General features: G+C 65.2%; 16 protein-coding genes and 1 pseudogene. 12 read left to right on the plus strand and 5 right to left on the minus strand.

Annotated features, from left to right (window positions below; translation table 11 throughout):
- The first annotated feature begins 23 nt into the window (after positions 1-23).
- The 7 genes from AC5RUK_RS08435 (at position 24) to fdhA (ending at position 6,694) form a co-directional block, all read left to right on the plus strand.
- Positions 24-689, plus strand: a complete 666-nt coding sequence (locus AC5RUK_RS08435) for a glycosyltransferase family 2 protein (protein ID WP_494151879.1) — start codon at positions 24-26, stop codon at positions 687-689.
- Positions 690-693: 4 nt separating this feature from the next.
- The gene (locus AC5RUK_RS08440; protein WP_494151880.1) at positions 694-1,077 is read left to right on the plus strand and encodes a DUF2304 domain-containing protein; all 384 of its coding nucleotides are present in this window, start codon (positions 694-696) and stop codon (positions 1,075-1,077) included.
- The gene (locus AC5RUK_RS08445) at positions 1,074-2,318 is read left to right on the plus strand and encodes a glycosyltransferase (RefSeq protein ID WP_494151881.1); all 1,245 of its coding nucleotides are present in this window, start codon (positions 1,074-1,076) and stop codon (positions 2,316-2,318) included. The genes AC5RUK_RS08440 and AC5RUK_RS08445 overlap by 4 nt, the downstream gene beginning before the upstream one ends.
- Positions 2,311-3,447: a glycosyltransferase gene (locus AC5RUK_RS08450; RefSeq protein WP_494151882.1), complete on the plus strand. Its 1,137-nt coding sequence runs from the start codon at positions 2,311-2,313 to the stop codon at positions 3,445-3,447. Before AC5RUK_RS08445 ends, AC5RUK_RS08450 begins: the two co-directional genes overlap by 8 nt.
- Positions 3,448-3,450: 3 nt before the next feature.
- Positions 3,451-4,434 carry a glycosyltransferase gene (locus AC5RUK_RS08455; RefSeq protein WP_494151883.1) on the plus strand — a complete coding sequence of 328 codons (984 nt, stop codon included), beginning with the start codon at positions 3,451-3,453 and terminating at the stop codon, positions 4,432-4,434.
- Positions 4,435-4,625: 191 nt separating this feature from the next.
- Complete coding sequence (locus tag AC5RUK_RS08460) at positions 4,626-5,396, plus strand: MIP/aquaporin family protein (protein ID WP_494151926.1); 771 nt, start codon at positions 4,626-4,628, stop codon at positions 5,394-5,396.
- 83 nt (positions 5,397-5,479) lie between these two features.
- Positions 5,480-6,694 carry a formaldehyde dehydrogenase, glutathione-independent gene (fdhA, locus tag AC5RUK_RS08465; protein WP_493989174.1) on the plus strand — a complete coding sequence of 405 codons (1,215 nt, stop codon included), beginning with the start codon at positions 5,480-5,482 and terminating at the stop codon, positions 6,692-6,694.
- 92 nt (positions 6,695-6,786) lie between these two features.
- Here the strand turns inward: fdhA and AC5RUK_RS08470 are convergent, their stop codons facing one another.
- The gene (locus tag AC5RUK_RS08470) at positions 6,787-8,604 is read right to left on the minus strand and encodes an ABC transporter ATP-binding protein (RefSeq protein ID WP_494151884.1); all 1,818 of its coding nucleotides are present in this window, start codon (positions 8,602-8,604) and stop codon (positions 6,787-6,789) included.
- Between the two features lie 208 nt (positions 8,605-8,812).
- Between AC5RUK_RS08470 and AC5RUK_RS08475 the strand changes: the two are divergent.
- A pseudogene (locus AC5RUK_RS08475) lies at positions 8,813-9,220 on the plus strand (CpaF family protein); the annotation flags it as partial.
- Between the two features lie 35 nt (positions 9,221-9,255).
- Positions 9,256-10,812 (plus strand): recombinase family protein, encoded by a 1,557-nt coding sequence (locus AC5RUK_RS08480; RefSeq protein WP_494151885.1) that lies wholly within the window; start codon positions 9,256-9,258, stop codon positions 10,810-10,812.
- Here AC5RUK_RS08480 and AC5RUK_RS08485 read toward each other — a convergent pair.
- The gene (locus tag AC5RUK_RS08485; protein WP_494151886.1) at positions 10,805-11,380 is read right to left on the minus strand and encodes a recombinase family protein; all 576 of its coding nucleotides are present in this window, start codon (positions 11,378-11,380) and stop codon (positions 10,805-10,807) included. The genes AC5RUK_RS08480 and AC5RUK_RS08485 overlap by 8 nt on opposite strands.
- A 244-nt stretch (positions 11,381-11,624) precedes the next feature.
- Here AC5RUK_RS08485 and AC5RUK_RS08490 point away from each other — a divergent pair, with 244 nt between their 5' ends.
- A complete protein-coding gene (locus tag AC5RUK_RS08490) occupies positions 11,625-12,005 on the plus strand; it encodes a hypothetical protein (RefSeq protein ID WP_494151887.1) in 381 nt (126 codons plus the stop codon).
- 69 nt (positions 12,006-12,074) lie between these two features.
- On the opposite strand, the gene AC5RUK_RS08495 is transcribed toward AC5RUK_RS08490, so the two are convergent.
- A complete protein-coding gene (locus tag AC5RUK_RS08495; protein WP_494151888.1) occupies positions 12,075-12,320 on the minus strand; it encodes a hypothetical protein in 246 nt (81 codons plus the stop codon).
- Positions 12,321-12,508: 188 nt separating this feature from the next.
- Here AC5RUK_RS08495 and AC5RUK_RS08500 point away from each other — a divergent pair, with 188 nt between their 5' ends.
- Positions 12,509-12,919 (plus strand): hypothetical protein, encoded by a 411-nt coding sequence (locus AC5RUK_RS08500; protein ID WP_494151889.1) that lies wholly within the window; start codon positions 12,509-12,511, stop codon positions 12,917-12,919.
- On the opposite strand, the gene AC5RUK_RS08505 is transcribed toward AC5RUK_RS08500, so the two are convergent.
- Positions 12,916-13,086, minus strand: a complete 171-nt coding sequence (locus AC5RUK_RS08505) for a hypothetical protein (RefSeq protein WP_494151890.1) — start codon at positions 13,084-13,086, stop codon at positions 12,916-12,918. The two genes, AC5RUK_RS08500 and AC5RUK_RS08505, sit on opposite strands and share 4 nt — an antisense overlap.
- Positions 13,087-13,731: 645 nt before the next feature.
- Positions 13,732-13,809 (minus strand): DUF3761 domain-containing protein, encoded by a 78-nt coding sequence (locus tag AC5RUK_RS08510; protein ID WP_494151927.1) that lies wholly within the window; start codon positions 13,807-13,809, stop codon positions 13,732-13,734.
- Positions 13,810-14,105: 296 nt separating this feature from the next.
- Here AC5RUK_RS08510 and AC5RUK_RS08515 point away from each other — a divergent pair, with 296 nt between their 5' ends.
- Positions 14,106-17,990: a S8 family serine peptidase gene (locus AC5RUK_RS08515; RefSeq protein ID WP_494151891.1), complete on the plus strand. Its 3,885-nt coding sequence runs from the start codon at positions 14,106-14,108 to the stop codon at positions 17,988-17,990.
- Positions 17,991-18,065 lie beyond the last annotated feature (75 nt).

The following is an 18,065-nucleotide window of genomic DNA, read 5'->3' on the forward strand; positions in this document are numbered from 1 at the left end:
TCCCTGTGTGGAATACTAGGCGGGTGAGTCGCTGCTGGGTCGTCGTGCCGATGTACAACGAGGCCACCGTCGTCGGTTCAGTCATCCAGGAGCTGGTCGAAACCTTTCCCCACGTGGTCTGCGTGGACGATGGCAGCACCGACGATTCCGCCGCCCTGGCACGCAAGGCGGGCGCCGTCGTCGTTGCCCATCCGGTGAACCTGGGCCAAGGCGCCGCGCTGCAGACCGGAATCGAATATGCCGTGCAGGATCCGCAGTTGGACGCGGTCATCACGTTCGATGCGGACGGCCAGCACCGGGTCCAGGACGCCGCGGCGATGCTGGCGCGGATCAGGGCCGGCGAAGCGGACGTGGTGCTCGGTTCCCGCTTCCTCGACGGGCGGGGCGAGGTCTCGGCGCTCAAGCGCCTGGTGCTGCGCACGGCGGCCATCCAGTCCCGGATTTCCACCGGCTATCGCCTGACCGATGCGCACAACGGGCTGCGTGCCATCTCCGCCGACGTGGCCCGGAGGATCCACCTGACCCAAAACCGGATGGCGCACGCTTCCGAACTGATCCACCAGTTCGCCGCCCTCGATGCGCGCGTGGTGGAGCAACCGGTACACATCGTCTACACGGAATATTCCAAGTCCAAGGGGCAGTCCCTGCTCAACGGCATCAACATCCTCGCTGACCTCTTCTTCCGGTGAACCCATGCTCATAGTTGTCCAAATCGTCCTGGTCCTGGCCGTCGCCCTCGGCGCGCTGGCGTTGATGCGCGGGGGCCAGAACGCGCGGCACCAGGCCGTGCGCCGCATCCTGCTGCTGCTCTTCGCGGTCCTGGCCGCGCTGTCCGTGTTCTTCCCGGGCATCCTGACCGCCGTGGCGAATGCGCTGGGCATCGGCCGCGGCACCGACCTGGTGCTGTACGGGCTGATTGTGTGTTTCCTGATCTACATGGCGAGCTCTTTCCAGCGCACCCGGCAGCTCGAGGAGCGGATTACCAAGCTGGCCCGGCGCATCGCCCTGGACGAGGTGCCCAAGCCGGATGAGGTGGCGGGACCGAACGACGCGGCACCCCCGGGAAGCGGGCAGTGAGCGTGCCGGAGAATCTTCGCCGCCACGACGGCGGTCCGGAGGCCGAGATCGTGATCGCCGTGCATACCGCTGACCGCCCGGTCCGGCGCGCCGTGGAATCGGTCCTGGCCGCCGCGCCGGGACGCGTCGGCGCCACGGTGGTGTGCCACAACATGGATCCCGGGCCCGTGCGCGAACAGCTGGCGGGCCTGCCGGAGACCGTCCGGCTGCTGGAGCTGGCCGACGGGATACCGTCCCCGGCCGGGCCGTTCAACCACGGGCTGGGCCACGCGCGGGCACAATTTGTCGGCATCATGGGATCCGACGACACGCTGGAGCCCGGATCGGTGTCCGCCTGGCTGGACGCCGCGCACGCCACGGGCGCGGGCGCGGTCATCGCACCTCTCCGCTACCGCGGCGGCGCACGCATCCTGACGCCGCGCGCCCGGGTGTTCAGGGGCCCGCTGGTGGATCCGCTGCGCGACCGCCTGGCCTACCGGACGGCACCGCTGGGGCTGATCCGGTGCGAGGCCGTCGGCCGGTTGGGCCTGCGGCTGACCGCTGGGTTGCGCACCGGGGAGGATCTGGAATTCGGCCTGCGCCTGTGGTTCTCGGGCGAAAAGATCGCCTACCCGGCCCACGCCCCGGCGTACCTGGTGGGGCAGGACGCGGACGAACGCGTCACCGCGGCCGTGCTGCCGCTGCACATCCAGTTCCGGGACGTCGAGTCGCTGGTGTCCGGGGTCTGGTTCCAGGCGCTGCCGGGTGCCCAGCGCGAGGCCATCGCGGTGAAGCTGCTGCGCGGCCACGTCATCAGCGCGGCGTTGCGCCGAGGTGCGGGCTTCGCCTGGGGAGCCGAGGACAGGCAGGCGATGTCCGCCGTCGTCCGCTCCCTGACCAGCGCCGCCCCCGGGGCACCGCGCCTGCTGGGCGCCCCGGACGAACGCCTGCTGGTGGCCCTGCGGGACGCGGCCTCCGCCGCCGACCTTTCGGCGGAAGTACGACGCCGGGAGGCCGCCGGCGCGCTGCGGCGCACCTTCACCCGGCGCTGGCAGGACAACGCCCGGCGCGAAGCCCCGCTGCGGACCAACCTGAACTCGCTCGCGTTCACCGCCGCCTGTCGGCTGCGCGATGCCCGGCCGAAGGCGCGCCCGGCCGCCGTCGCGGGACGCCCCGCCGCGGCCAACGGCTCCTCCGCAGCCAACGGCTCCTCCGCAGCCCCGGAATCCGCCAAATTAGACGTAAGGCAGCCCCGTGACTGATCCCCGATCCCTGCTGGTCCTCTCGCTCTCGCCGCTGCGCAGCGACCCGCGGGTGCTTAAGCAGATCACCCTGTTTAAGGACAAGTACCGGGTATTTACCTGCGGCTACGGCCCCGCGCCGGACGGCGTCGCCGGGCACTTCGAGCTGGACACCGCACTGGCCAGCTGGCCGCGCGATCCCCGGCGGCTCGCCCTGCGCCGCTACGTGGACGTGTATTGGAACATCGCCGCCGTCGCGCAGGCCCGGAAGCTGTTGCGCGGCCAGCGCTTCGACGCGGTGCTGGCCAACGACACCAACACCGTCCCGCTGGCGCTGAGCCTTCGCCCGGACCACGGCGTCCACGCCGACCTGCACGAGTTCGCGCCGAAAGAGCACTTCAACAAACCGGCTTGGCGGGCGCTGGTCGCCCCGTACGTCCGCTGGCTCTGCCGCACCTACCTGCCGGACGTGCGCTCGGTGACCACGGTGGCGGAGGGCATCGCCGAGCAGTACACCAAGGACTTCGGCGTCGCCGCGTCCGTGGTGACCAACGCCGCCCCCTACGCGGACCGGCAGCCGCGGCCCACCGGCGCGAAGATCCGGATGATCTACAGCTCCGCGGGACAGCGCTACCGCAAGATCGAAGACATCATGGAGGCCATGCGCGGCGCGCCGGAGCACCTGGAGCTGGACCTGATCGTGATGCCCAACGAGCCGGCCTACGTCGCCGAGCTCAAGGCGCTCGGCGAGGAACTGCCGCGGGTGCGGTTCCGCGAGCCGGTCCCGTACGACCAGCTGGTGGACACCGTGGCCGAATACGACGTCGCCGTCTCCATCATCCCTCCCACCAACTTCAACCTGGCCCATGCGCTGCCGAACAAGTTCTTCGAAGCCGTCCAGGCCCGCACCGGGCTGATCATCGGGCCCTCACCGGCCATGGAGACGCTGCTGCGACGGCACGGGCTGGGCGCCGTCACCGCCGACTTCACCCCCGCGGCCCTCGTGGAGGTGCTCAAGACCCTGACGCCCGAGCTGGTGGACGAGTGGAAGGCCAACGCGCACGCCGCCGCCCGCGAGCTGTCCTCCGAGCACCAGATCAAGGGCTGGGAGCAGGCCGTGGACGGTCTGTTCGTCCGGCAGGAGGCCTGAGCGGTGGCAGCAGAACCGCGCGTCCTGCACATCTATGACGCCGCCGACGTCGGGGCCACCCTGGTCAAATACGGCCAGCGGGCGGGGCGTCCGTGGCGGCACTTCAACGTGATCCCACCGGAAGGGACGCCGTCGTCCGCCGTGGGCAGGGCCGGCAAACTCGCCGCCGGTGCCGCCTGGCAGGCGCGGCGGGCCGCCGCCATTCTGCGGTCGGACCTGCTGCATGTGCACTCGGGGTCGCGGATCGGCGTGGTGCGGTCGCGTCCGGTCAAGCCCTTCGTGCTGCATTTTCACGGCACGGATATCCGCACCCAGTACTACGATCCCGTCCGCCGGCCCGCGCTGCAGTGGGGCGCCGACCACGCGGTGAAGGTGCTGTACTCCACCCCGGACCTGCGCGAACACGCGGAAACGGCCCGCCCCGGCGCCGTGTACCTGCCGAACCCGGTGGACCTGGAGGAACTGCCCGAGTGGCGGCCGGCTTCCAGGCCGCGGATTGTTTTCGCCTCCCGCTGGGATGACTCCAAGGGCGGCCAGCGGCAGCTGGAGCTGGTGCGGGCCTTGCAGGTTGCCGCCGGCACGGAGGTGGAGCTGCAGGGGCTGGAGTGGGGCGGCGGCGCTTCCCGGGCGGCGGAGCTGGGCGTCGTGATGGTGCCGAAGATGCCCAAGCCCGCGTACCTGCGCTGGCTCGCCTCCGCGCACGTGGTGATCGGCCAGGCGGCCGGCATCCTGGCCATGAGTGAGCTGCAGGCCATCGGCATCGGGGTTCCCGTGGTGCTGCAGCTGGGGGAGGGGTACTACCGGTCGCCTCCCGTGCTGCAGGGGGAGTCGGCCGACGCGCTCGCGGCTGCGGCCGCGGCGGCGCTGGAGAACCCGTCCCGCACCTCCGCGGCCCTGGGCGGCCGCGCCTGGCTCCGGGAACACCACGAGCCGGCACGCGTGGTGGACCGTCTGGCGGCGATCTACGCCGAGGCAGTAGCCGGTTAGTCCGCCTTCCGTCCGTCTGCTCGGGCGCGAAGCAGCCGGAAAAATAACGTCTTGGTGAACCGGTACCAATAGTCGTGCCCTATTGACTCCCTTCGCAAATCCCGCCTAGACTCGCAGAACTTCCACCTCCTTCCATTTTCGTAACATTTTCTCGTTACTACTTGAGATGGTGCATAATGACCCCGACCTTGATGCGGCGGCTTGCGGCTGAAGTGCTAGGCACGGCGCTTCTGGTGATTTTTGGAGTCGGATCGGTGCTGGCGGCGCTGACTGCTGGCAGGGGGGAAATAACCTATCCGGGGATCGGGTTCATTGCCCTGGGTTTTGCCATTGCCGTGGCGGTGGTTATCTATGCGTTTCTGGCGGTTTCGGGAGCCCACATCAACCCGGCTGTGACCATCGCGCTGGCGGTGACCAAACGGTTCCCCTGGGTGGAAGTGGTTCCCTACTTCATTGCCCAGTTTGTCGGCGCCGCTGTCGGCAGCCTCGTGCTGGTGGCGTCATTCGGTATGCGGGCAGTGGACTTTGGCAGCGGCGCGACCGCGTTGGGTGAGGGGGTCGCTTACGGCCAAGGCATCGCTGCGGAGGCGCTGGGAACCTTCCTGCTCATGTTGGCGGTCATGGCGGTAGCGGTGGACCAGCGGGCGCCGAAGGGCTGGGCGGGCCTAATCATCGGGCTGGCTGTCGCCGGGGCCATCCTGGTCTTCGCTCCGCTGACCGGCGGTTCGCTCAACCCGGCACGGACCTTTGGCCCGAACCTCGCGCAGTCTATCTTCGGCGGCACCGTCGAATGGTCCCAGTTCCCGCTCTACATTCTTGGTCCCTTCATTGGCAGCGTAGCCGCTGCCGTTGCCTACGATCTGGTTGTCCGCCCGCGCGAGATCCCTGAAGGCGAGCCACGCGCCGACGATGCGTCAATGTCGGCCGACAAAGACATGAAACCGGATTCCGACACAGAGTAAAAAACCAAATCAAAAGAAAAAATACGGCTGCGCAGGCCCCGCCGGCTATGGCGCGGCTTGACATAAAGATGAGAGGAATAGCCATGACGGGAAATCGTGTAGTCGTCTATAAAGGCCCAGGGGAAGTTGCGGTTGAAACGATCGACTACCCTAAGCTGGAACTGCCTTCCGAAGTCGCCAACAAAATGGGGATCCAGCAGAAGGCACCGCACGCCGCGATCCTCAAGCTGGTCGCGACCAATATCTGCGGCAGCGACCAGCACATGGTGCGCGGGCGCACCACCGCACCGGTCGGCCAGTCGCTCGGTCACGAAATTACCGGGGAGGTGGTCGAGACCGGTGACGACGTGCTCTTCGTGAAGGAGGGCGATATCTGTTCGGTACCCTTCAACATCGCCTGCGGCCGCTGCCGGATGTGCAACGAAGGCAAAACCGGCGTCTGCCTCAACGTGAACCCCGCCCGGCCCGGCGCGGCCTACGGCTACGTGGACATGGGTGGCTGGATCGGCGGCCAGGCCGAGTACGTGATGGTGCCTTATGCGGACTTCAACCTGCTCAAGTTCCCGGACCGGGACCAGGCGCTGGAGAAGATCCTGGACCTGACCATGCTCTCCGACATCTTCCCGACCGGCTACCACGGTGCGTTCACCGCCGGCGTCACCACGGGCTCCACGGTCTACATCGCCGGAGCGGGGCCGGTGGGACTGGCCGCGGCCTTCTCCTCGCACGTGCTGGGCGCCTCGGCTGTCGTCGTCGGCGACATGAACGCCGAACGGTTGCGGCAGGCCGCCAGCTTCGGCTGCGAAACCGTCGACCTGAGCCAGGAGGGCTCCCTGCCGGAAAAGATCGAGCAAATCCTCGGCGTCCCCGTGGTCGATGCGGCGGTGGACGCGGTCGGGTTCGAGGCCAAAGGGCATGGGCCCGACGCCGAGGAGGCGCCGGCGACGGTGCTGAACGACATCATGTCGGTGACGCAGGTGGGCGGTGCCCTGGGCATCCCCGGCCTCTACGTCACCGGGGATCCGGGCGGCATCGACGAGAACGCGAAGGTCGGCCAGATCGGTGTGCAGTTGGGCACCGGCTGGGCGAAGTCGCTTTCGTTCACCACGGGGCAGTGCCCGGTGAAGCGGTACAACCGTAGGCTCATGGATCTGATCCTGGCCGGTAAGGCCAACATTTCCAAGGCCGTGAACGCCACGCCGATCAGCCTGGACGAGGCGCCCCAGAGTTACAGGGAGTTCGACCAAGGAGCGGCGAAGAAGTACGTGATCGATCCGCACGGGATGGTTGCCGCATAGGTCCGCCCGTCCCGACAGGTAGCGGCGGCTGCGCCCGAGTTTGATGCTTGGACGCAGCAGCCGCTGCAAAATAGCCAGCAAGGGATTCCCGCTCAGCGGTGTTCTTCTACCGGCTTCCCGGTCTTTCCGAGGCCGGCCAGGGCAGCCTGCTCCGCGAAGTCCGGCACGTTAGCCACCACCTCGTCGAAGGTTCCGGCGGCGGCCACCGTTCCTCCGCGCATGAAGAACACGATGTCGGCGTCCCGGATCGTCGCCAGGCGGTGCGCCACGGTGATGACGGTGACGTCACCGTGCAGCTGCCGGATCGCCGTCGTCACCGCCGCCTCGGTGGCGGTGTCGAGTGCCGAGGTGGCCTCGTCCATGACAAGCACCCGGGGGTTGTCATACAGGGCGCGGGCGATGCCGAGCCGCTGCCGCTGCCCGCCGGAAAGCGCCATGCCGCGCTCACCCACCAAGGCATCCAGGCCGCCGTCGCGCTCCATCACCGTGTCCAGCAGCTGCGCACGGCGCAGGGCGATGGTCACGCGCTCCGGGTCCACGCGGGCCTGATCCCAGGCCAGGGCGACGTTCTGCGCGATCGAGGCGTCGAAGAGCGAGACCTCCTGCGGCACGTAGCCGATGCGCCGCCGCCAGGAATCCAGCACGAACTCCATGGGTTCGCCGCCCACCAGGATGCGCCCGCGGCTCGGCTCGAGCAGGCCCAGGAGCAGGTCCACCATCGTCGACTTGCCGGCGCCGGAGGCACCGACGAAGGCCACGTGGCTGCCGGCCGGAATCCGGATGTTCACGTCGTGCAGGGCCGGCGCCGCGGTATCCGGGTAGCTGAAGGCGACGTCCTGCAGCTCGATGTCGGCGGCGTTGTCCGGCAGCTCGTGCTGCGGGCGCTCGTCGCGCAGCCGGGACATTTCGGCCTCGCCCAGGTGGATGTCCTCGACGATCTGCCGGGCGAAGGACGCGCTGGTGTTCACGGAGGACTGCACGGCCTGCATGCGCGTCAGCGAGGGGATCAGGCGGAACCCCGCGACGGCGAACAGGCCGACGGCGCTGACCGCCCCGGCCGGTCCGCCGGTCAGGTAGCCCACGCCGCCCAGCAGCGCGAACCCCAGGACCAGGGCGGTCTCCAGCACGTAGCGCGGGATCTGCGAGATCTGGATGGCACCGGCGCGCGCTATCGAGGACTTCGTCCGGGTGCCGTGCACCTGTTCCTGCACCTCGGGCCCGCGGCCGGCCAGGGTGATTTCCTTGAGCGCGCCCAGCGCCTCGTACAGGGTCTTGGCGGTGCGGTTGGACCATTCCCGGTTTTCCCGGCCGATCGCCACGGCACGCGGGGAGATCACCTTCGCCAGCAGCAGCGCCACCAGGCCCAGGTAGATCATCGTCACCACCGCGATCAACGGCTGGGCCACGAAAAGCACGACGACGACCGCCACCAAGGTGCCCAACTCGCCGAACAGGCTCATCGCCGGCATCAGGACACCCGAGACGGTGATCCCCACGCCCACGTCCACGGAGCGGACGATCTCGGCCGAATTGCGGCCGAGCCGCTTCTCCCACGGGGAGGCGAGGTACGCGGCGAAGAGGCGGTCGCCGATGGCCACTTCGTGCCGGGCGAAGCGCTTGGTGGCGAAGCGCAGCAGCAGGACGGCCAGCACTCCCTTGAGCACGATGAGCAGGCAGATGAACGCCAACAGCGGCAGGGCCAGCCCGTTTTCGGCGACGTTGCCCACGATGGGCAGCTCGGCGTCGGAGCTTCCGACCAGGGCCGGCAGGAGCGCGGCGATCAGCCCCAGGGCGACGACGTCCAGCAGGGCCAGCGCCGCCGACGCTGCGCCATAGCCGGTGAGGAAACGCCGGCTGCCGTCGGGCAGGGTACGCAGCAGCGGCACAAGAACGTCGAGGATGCTTTTCATACTGCCCCTCAGCCTATTCCATAGCGCCCTTATCACCCGCGACGGATACTGGCCAGTGGTGGACTGAAAATGGGACAGCTTTTCCACAATCCGTGTGCAAGGGCTGGCCGGTCTGAAGACCGGTCGCTAGGGTCGGTGGAAACGCCCGCCCGCCGGTCTCAGGTTCGCGCGGCGGGGGTTGCGCCCGAACTCTGAGGGGGGAGAAGGGATGGAGGGCATCCGGATCGTCGAGGGGGAGGTCCGTGAGCTGATCCGCCAACGAGGCTTGGACCCTGTCCGCCAAGGTCCGGAGGTCCGACGGCTGGTCGAAGCCGCGGTGACTGACTATGACGAGCGGTCCTTGCTGGGCTCTCTTCCGCCGCTCGGCCAACTGGACCATGCGCGCAGGTACATTTTCGACGCCGTGGCCGGATTTGGCCCGTTGCAACCGCTGCTGGACGACCGATCCGTCGAAGAAATCTGGATCAACTCTCCGTCGGAGGTCTATGTAGCCCGAGGCGGCGAATCCGAGTTGACGTCCGTTTCGCTCACGCAGCAACAGGTTGCGGATCTGGTGGAGCGGATGTTGAAGTCGTCCGGACGCCGCCTGGACTTGTCATCGCCCTTCGTGGATGCCAAAAAGAGGTTTCAGATTGGTAGTAGCTTTAACCCATGTCCCTCACGCAATCGCCGCCGCAGCGCGTCGCCATCTACACCCGCATCTCGCAGGACCGGAAGCGCCTTGAGCACGGCGTCCGAGCTCAGGAACAGAAGTGCATCGAATACGCCGATGCTAACGGTCTGGAGATCGTGGAGAGCATTCGGGAAAACGACGTATCTGCTGCCGGGCGTATCCGGAGGAAGGGCTTTGGGCGGTTGCTGGAGCTTGCCCGTGCGAGGAAGATCAACGGCATTGTCGTCTGGCACCCGGACCGCCTTTACCGCGTCAGCGAGGACTTGAGCGCCCTTATCAGCGTGATCGAACACAGGCGCAAAGGCGACCCCTTCCACATCCACAGCGTGCAGTCGGCGTGGATCAACCTCAACGACCCCACGGGGCGCGCAAACGCACGCATCTTGGTTGCCGTGTCGGAGTACGAGATCGAGCACAAAGCGGAGCGTCAGTCCCTTGCGCAGGAACGGGTGTTCGAATCCGGAGGCTGGGGAGGCGGGCGCCCGCCTACCGGATACAAACCCGGCAACAAGCCCGGAACGCTAGTGGTCGACCCTGTAGAGGCGCAAGCGCTGCAAACCGTCGCAGCGAAGCTGATCGTCGGGCAAACCCAACGGCCGATCTACGGTATTTCCGCTGCAACGAGGGAGTTCAGGGCGCTCACCGGGCGCACCAACCTGAAGCCCATCTCGCTGCGGGAAAGCCTGCTCGGGGCAGCAGTGACCGGCATGCGCGGCTATGTCACGGAAGCAGAAAAGCGAGCGGCCATAATCGACGGCGAGCCGCTCCCCATGCGCCCCCTGAAGACAGCTAGTTGGCCGCCAATCCTCGACCTCGCCACACAGGCGCAGCTCAAAGCCGTCTTGGCCGTCAAGAACCGCGCCGGGCGCCCAGCGAAGAGCCTGCTGTCAGGATTACTCATCTGCGGCAATTGCGGCGTGACCATGGGGTACTCCAAGGCAGCGTACAAGTGCCAGTTTTCACACGGCGGGTGCGCCAGTGTCGGCGTCTCGACGCGGGCGATTGAGACCATGGTCCTCCACGCGGTGGAAGTTGCTGTCTCCCACCCCGGCATCAGGAATCGAGTGGTTCAGCCTGCCATCGAAATACCCCCGCCCGACACGGCCGAACTGGACGCACTGCGTGAGAAGAAGGCGTACATCCTCAAGCTCCATTTGGACGGAAAGATCGATGAGGAGACGTCCGACAGGATGATCAACGAGGCAGTGACGCGCGAAGCAGAATTGAAAACAATCGGCACCACCAAGGTGGCTGTCGCGAAGGCACAGTATCAAGCGGCCATCACCACGCTGGAGGACTGGGAGCAATCCGAGGGAGACGTCGACCGCAGACGCGAGGCCATTGCAGCCCTCTGGCCCGAATGGATCATCAAACCCTCGGTCCGAGGCGGCAAGACCGGCTGCAATTTCGACAGCAGCAGAGTGTCGCCGAAGCGGGACAAAAGGACGAGCGCCCGGCTGAAGGAGATGTACGCGGCGAGACTGGCGGCAGAGCGCGCAGCAAGGGAAGAAGAACAGACAGCGGAGGCTAGCTAGCCGGTGACTCTACCTTCTGCGCGTCCAAGTACCGGTAAATGGTTTGCCGGGAGACACCCATCGTTGTAGCGATCGATGAAACCGTCATCTTTGCGTCGTAGAGCGTCCGCACCTGCTGAGCCTGTGCAGGGCTCAGGGAAGGCTTCCTGCCGCCCACTCGTCCCCGAGCGCGTGCCGCAGCCAATCCCGCCTGAGTGCGAGCTATCGTCTGGTCCCGCTCCAGCGTGGCGAAGGCGCCCATGATCGTGAGCATCGCCTTGCCCATGGGGCCGTCCGTGCTGATCCCGTCCGTCAGCGACCGGAACCCCACCTGCTTGTCCTCCAGCTTCTCCACAAGCTTCAGCAGATGCAGGGTGTTGCGGGCGATCCGATCCAGCTTCCACACCAGCACGGTGTCACCCGGGCGAAGGTTGCGCAGCATCTCGTCCAGACCCGGGCGTTCCTCCTTGGCACCAGAGATGCCCTGATCCTCGTAGTTGATGATCGTGCCAGCGGCCGTGAGGGCATCCAGTTGCAGGTCTAGGTTTTGCTCCGCCGTACTGACCCGGGCGTATCCGATGAGTGCCATTCTGTCCCCCAACCTCGTCAACTTTGTTGCCTCTTGGAACTGAGTGTTCCATTACTTGTTAGCTCTGTCTACTAAGTTGACATAGATTTCGCAACGGCTTTTGTGACACAGTTCGACTCCGGATAGGGGTAGAACTCCGGTTGTCACAAGAACGGTCGTTTGCGGACACCTCTCTGACACTTGATTGAAGCTTGAACTTCCTCCTGTATGCTGTGCCAATTAATTCGACAACGGGGGAGACACCATGAAGAGATCGCACGGTGCACTACTAACAGCCGCACTGGTTCTGGTTGGATCGCTAGGGCTCGCCGCACCTGCTCAGGCCAAGGTCGTATGCTTCACAGCGGGCAACGGCGCCAGCGTATGCACCGAGTTTGAAGATGACACCACGCCGCCGTTTGTCATGCCACCTCCGAACGCACCAGCGCCTGCACCTGCAACGAAGCCCTCTGCACCCAAGACCGTCCAGACCGCACCTGCGAAGAAGACCGTGAAGAAGAAGACAGCGCCGGTCAAGAAGAAGGCGACGAAGAAGGCGACCGCCAAGAAGTCGGTGAAGAAGGCACCAGCCAAGGTCGTCAAGAAGGCGCCCGTGAAAAAGAAGGTGTCCAAGAACAAGCGCTAGGACACCGCAACAAAAAGAGCCCCCGGCTGCTCCTGTGAAGGATGCAGCCGGGGGCTTCGCTTATGGGTTCTAGTCGAGCATTCCCTGTGCCTTGGCATCCTCGCAGACGGGAGTGCCTTCGCCGATCATCAGGCACCGGGTGTACAGGAGCAACTCGTCCACTGCGTCCGCACGCGTGAGCCCAACAGAGCCCGGCTGCTCCTTCGCCGCAGCCAACCACTCATCCGCACTGGAACACGCGCTCAAGGACGGTAGCTCAATGCGGTTCCACGCGACGTCCGTGTACTTGGTGCCGTTCGCCTCAGCTGCGTACATCCGGTCAGCTTCTGTCCCTAGCGCCTCAATCGCCTGCGAGCACTGGGAAGACACCTCCGGCTCAGACTCACCACACCCAGCCAGCGCCATGGACCCAGCAGCTGCAATAACCATCTTCGTGCCCCAACGTTTCATCATGGAGTGCAGCCTACCCGTAGGTAGGACGTGACTCAGATAACCTTTCACCCATGAGCCCCAAGATCATGGTGCGCGCCGCCGTCACAGCAGCAGCCCTCCTGCTGACAGCCACTGCATGCGCGGAAGAAAAGTCCAACCCGTATGCGCACACCCCCACACCAGAGCCGGTAGTGCCCGTGGACGCGAGCCTCGCCGCAAGCGTGGAAGCCAAATGCGTCGCCCACCTAGAGGCGGTGGCAAAGAACGCCGCCAGAAGCATTGCCGGAGTCCCGCCGCGACACTATGAGGTGACGGCGCACGAGTTCCTCGGCCCAGTCGAAAAGATCGAACTGCCGTATGACCGCATTGCATACGAGGTCCCCATGACGTGGACCTCCACACACGACAACGGCGAACAGCTCACCACCAGCGAGACCTGCCGTTGGAAGGAGCTCCAAGACACCGTAGAGATGCGAGGCTAGTACGCGGCCAGCTCGTCGTACGGGTGGCGCCATGACGACTCGTCCCGGCTGATCCGCTCCACCGCGTCGGCATTCACCCACAGGGTGCGCATCTCGAAGTCATCGCCCTGCCACTTCAGATGAACATGCTGTGAAGCCCAGCCAATCGCCTTCGCATCCACAGTCACCCCATCAGGGAGCTGTGCCCGTACATACGGCTCACGGTTGTACTGAGCACGGGTTGGCGGGAACTCGGAGAAGTCAGGACGCCAGCCAGCTTTCCCCTGAGCCAGCCCCACAGCCCTCGATGCATCAACCTTCACCTACCCATCATCCCACCGAGCCACACAGCACGGCAGCAGATTGATACAGGATGGAGCGGAGCGCTGCACTGTGCAGGCAGCTGAATCAGGGGAAACATCTGGGGTGGAGTGATGGTGGCTGTGCCGTCGTGATCCGTTCCTAGGACGCTTTGTGTCTCCAGAAACGACAAAAAGCCCCCGGCCTGCATCCCATGAAGGGAGACAAGCCGGGGGCCCAGTTAGTAGGTAGGGAGTCCTTATCCTTGATCGACAGGTTGCTATCTTCAAGGATAAGGACAGGACTAGTAGTTCCTTGGCGATTCGGCGACGCCGGGATTAGAGGTGGCCAGTCGCTGAGACCAGGAGGGATGAATCGTCCCTAAGGAACAATTGGCCAAAGATGCAGAGATTTCAGTGCGTCTGATTAAAGCGTTGAAGGATGATCGACTCGTCATCTTGTAGGAGCAGGAGTATCAGTTCCGAGACCCATACGGCTTTCCTGAGTTCAATAATTAGCGGAGGATCAGCAGCCTATCTGACCCCGCCATGCCATGAACAAGCGCCTTGCTTTCCGCCAGAATCGGAGTAGGTCCCGTCTGCACATTGCACTCTGTAGCCGGAACCGCCACTGCGTGAGCCTCCGTAGCCGTAGTCGGGAGTTCCCGAGCCGTCGCCACAACACCGAGGTGGGGGCGCAGCGCCCGCCGCTGTGGAGTCAGTTCAAAAGGATGCGTGGAAAATACCGCGCATACTCTCTCCTGTGCTAACAACGCGTAATGGCTTGCCGATATGTGTTGTAGACGGAGATTTTTTCGCTCCGACAAACAAACGGGGGACGAGAATTGAAGAAGAAGCGTCGGGCCACTCCGACAAGAAACGGTGGCAGGAAGCTTGACCTGACCGCTGTGGGGACTTCCAGTTCGGGCAGCGAGGCGGCCGGCCTGACCCCACTCCAAAGCCAGAACCGTAAACTCGTGGGCGTCGCTGCTCTATCGATTGTCTCTCTGTTTATCAGCTCCTTTTCTGCCATTCCGGCAAGCGCCGCAGCCGAGAACGAAGACCTTCCCGTAGCTGTACAGGACTGGGGGACAGGCAAGCCCACGGCAACGGACCGCTTCGTTGTGGAGTTCACCGGGGACGCCAAGACCGATGCGGGTGAGCGCGAGGAGATTTACGCGGAGGCCGAGCAAGACTCCGGGATCGGCGTTGCCGAGGTGCGGACCACAGCTACCGGTGCGAAGGTCGTCAGCACGGATGAGGCACTCTCCCCGGAAGTGTTCAAGGACTTGATTATGAGCCTGAACGCCCATCCGGACGTGGCGTACGCCGAGCCGGACACCATCATGGTCCCTGCTGCGGCGAGCCCCAACGATCCGATGTACAACTTGCAGTGGGGAATCCACGAGGAACGAGCCGGGCTTCGCCTACCTTCGGCATGGGACAAATCGACCGGCGCCGGGCAGGTCGTCGCCGTTATCGACACTGGCATCACCTCGCACAGCGACCTCAATGCCAACATCCTGCCCGGCTACGACATGATTTCCAGCAGCGCGATCGCGCGTGATGGCGACGGACGTGACTCCAATCCGCAGGACCAAGGAGACTACACGGCCTCCGGCGACCCCTGCCACGCCGGTTCCGACACACCGTCGTCGTGGCACGGCACGCACGTAGCTGGGATCATCGGAGCAGTAGCCAACAACGGTGTCGGTGTAGCGGGTGCAGCCCACGGCGCCAAGATCGTTCCTGTCCGCGCGCTGGGCGCCTGCGGCGGGTATGACTCCGACATTGCCGACTCGATCATCTGGGCTTCGGGCGGCACCGTGACGGGCGTCCCCGCGAACGCGAACCCGGCCCGGACCATCAACCTCAGCCTCGGCGGCAACGGCGTCTGCTCGACCACGACGCAGAACGCAATCAACTCTGCCATCGGGCGTGGGGCGACCGTATTCGTCGCTGCCGGTAACGAGAACCAGAACGCCGCCAACGTCAGCCCGGCGAACTGCCAGAACGTGATCGTGGTGGGAGCGACCGGACGCGAGGGCAGCCGCGCACCTTACTCGAATTACGGCAGCACGATCGACGTGTCTGCCCCGGGCGGCGATGCCATCACCGGCTCCGCCAGCATGATCGCGTCCACCGTGAACTCCGGCGGGACCGTGCCGGGTGGGGAAAGCTACGCGTACATGCAGGGCACCTCCATGGCGACCCCGTATGCCGCCGCCGTCGGCGCGCTGATGATTGCCGCCGATCCGAGGCTGACTGCCGCGCAGATCGAAGCGAGGCTGAAGTCAACGGCTCGCCCCCTGCCGGGCTCCTGCACTGTTGGCTGCGGCGTCGGTCTCGCGGATGCGTCCGCTGCGGTTGTTTCCACTGCACCGATTGCAGAGCTGACCGCTCCCGTGCCAGCCATTTCGGGCACGGCCAAAGTCGGCGCCAAGCTGTACGCTAGCCCCGGATCGTGGGGCCCGGCCCCGGTGTCCCTGAGCTACCAGTGGAACCGCGACGGTGCGCCCATCTCCGGGGAGACCGGGACCTCCTACACCGCCATCTGGACGGACGTGAACAAGTACATCACCGTGACGGTCACGGGCACCAAGAGCGGGTACGCAACCCAGTCCGTAACCAGCCCGAGCTCCACTGCGGTCGCGCCCGGCGACATCACTCCGGGCAAGCCGTTCGTGACAGGCACGGTGAAGGTCGGCGGCAGCCTGACCGCCAACCCCGGTACGTGGAGCCCGTCTCCGGTCTCCGTCAGCTACCAGTGGCTGCGAGACGGAAGTGCGATCTCCGGTGCCAGCTACAGCTTTTACACGCCGACTGCTGCCGATCAGGGCAAGACACTCTCAGTCCGGGCCACCGGCACCAAGAGCGGCTACAGTGCCGCCTCAGCCGAATCCGACGCCACCGCTCCGGTGGCTGGGCCCGATGCCCTGCCTCTGACTCCGGGTAAGCCCGTCATCAACGGCATTGTCAAAGTAGGCTCCACCCTCACGGTGGACCCGGGGAGCTGGAGCCCGGCACCGGTTGATTTCGACTACCAGTGGTACCTCGACGGCAGTGGAATTTCCGGTGCCACCGACACCCAGTATGAACCGATTGTCGCGGACCTTGGCAAGAAGCTCGCCGTGAAGGTCACTGGATCGAAGACCGGGTACGCGACGGCCCAGCAGACCACTGCCTCTGTCAGCGTTGCCGCCGGTACCCTGAGCCGATCCACCCCGAAGATCACCGGTTCTGCCGCTGTTGGGGGCGTCCTTACCGTGAATCCCGGACACTGGTCCGAGGGCACGGAACTGTCTTATGTGTGGAATGTTGGGACCTCATACAGCATTCTGGGTTCGGATATCTACCGTCCGAAGGTTGCGGATATCGGGAAGAGGATTTCCGTGACCGTGACGGGTGCCAAGTCCGGATACACCACGGCGAGCCTGACCTCCGTCCAGACGCCGGGGGTGGTCAAGGGGTACTTTGACGCTGGTGATATTGCGGTCAGCGGCGAAGCAAAGGTCGGGTCGGTATTGACCGTCTCCACGGCCAACTGGCCTGCCGGGACCACGTTCTCGTACCAGTGGCTCAGCAGTAAGTCGGAAGCCCTTGGATCGGGGCGCACCTACAAGCTTGCCCCTGAGGACAAAGGCCAATGGGTCAGGGTGAAGGTCACCGGCCACTTGGAAGGGTACAACAACGCCTTCATTGACACCGACGTCACGAACTACGTTGAAGCCGGTACGCTGACCGCTTCCGTCCCGTCCATCTCCGGAACTCCGGTAGTTGACTCCGTGCTCACCGCGAATACCGGAAATTGGTCTTCAGGCACGTCGTTCCAGTACCAGTGGAAGCGCAACGGGGCTGACATATCCGGGGCGAACGCCGCGACCTACCGTCTGACCGCCAACGACCTCGGCAGGAGGATCAGCGTCGGGGTCGTGGGCCTTAAGTACGGGTACGAGACCGAATACCGTCATTCGCCTGCTACGGCAGCTGTCGCTGTCGCCGCCCTGAAAACCGCGTCGCCCACGGTGAGCGGCACGACCAAGTTCGGATATGCGCTGAAGGCATCTGCCGGGGCATGGACCTCGGGCACTGCGTTTACGTACCAGTGGTACCGCGACGGCAAACCCGTCAGCGGCGCGACCAAGAACTCGTACGTTTTGACGCCTGCTGATGGCGGCAAGAAGATCAGCGTCAAGGTGACCGGCTCCAAGGACGGTTACACCGGAGCAGCCAAGACATCGGCTGCCAAGACGATCCCGTACGGCACGCTCACGACCGCGACGCCCACGGTGGGCGGCACTGCTAAGGTCGGACACAAACTGGGAGCGTCCGCCGGTTCGTGGACGCCCGGAACGTCGTTCAAGTTCCAGTGGCTGCGCGACGGCAAGTCCATCAGGGGTGCGACTCGGAGTTCCTACACGCTGACCTCCAGCGACCGGGGCAAGAAGGTCAGCGTCAGGGTGACTGGTTACCAAACCGGGTACACGAGCGTGAACAGGTACTGGCACTCCAAGGCCGTTGCCACGGGCACGCTGAAGACCACGACGCCGAAGATCAGCGGCACCGTCAAGGTCGGCAAGACGCTGAAGGTGAGCAAGGGAACGTGGACCTCGGGCACGAGCTTCAAGTACCAGTGGTACCGCTCGGGGAAGGCCATCAAGGGTGCGACCAAGAGTTCGTACAAGCTGGTCTCCGCCGATCGCTACGACACGATCAAGGTGAAGGTGATCGGCTCCAAGTCCGGATATGCCACGGCGAATAGGGCCTCGAAGGCGACGCCCAAAGTGAAATAACAGGGGCAAGCGTGACGACGTGACGGAGGGCTCCCGCCGTAATCGGCGAAGAAGAGCAAGCCCTTCAGACCCTGT

The organism is Arthrobacter sp. Y3223065, assembly GCF_059090885.1.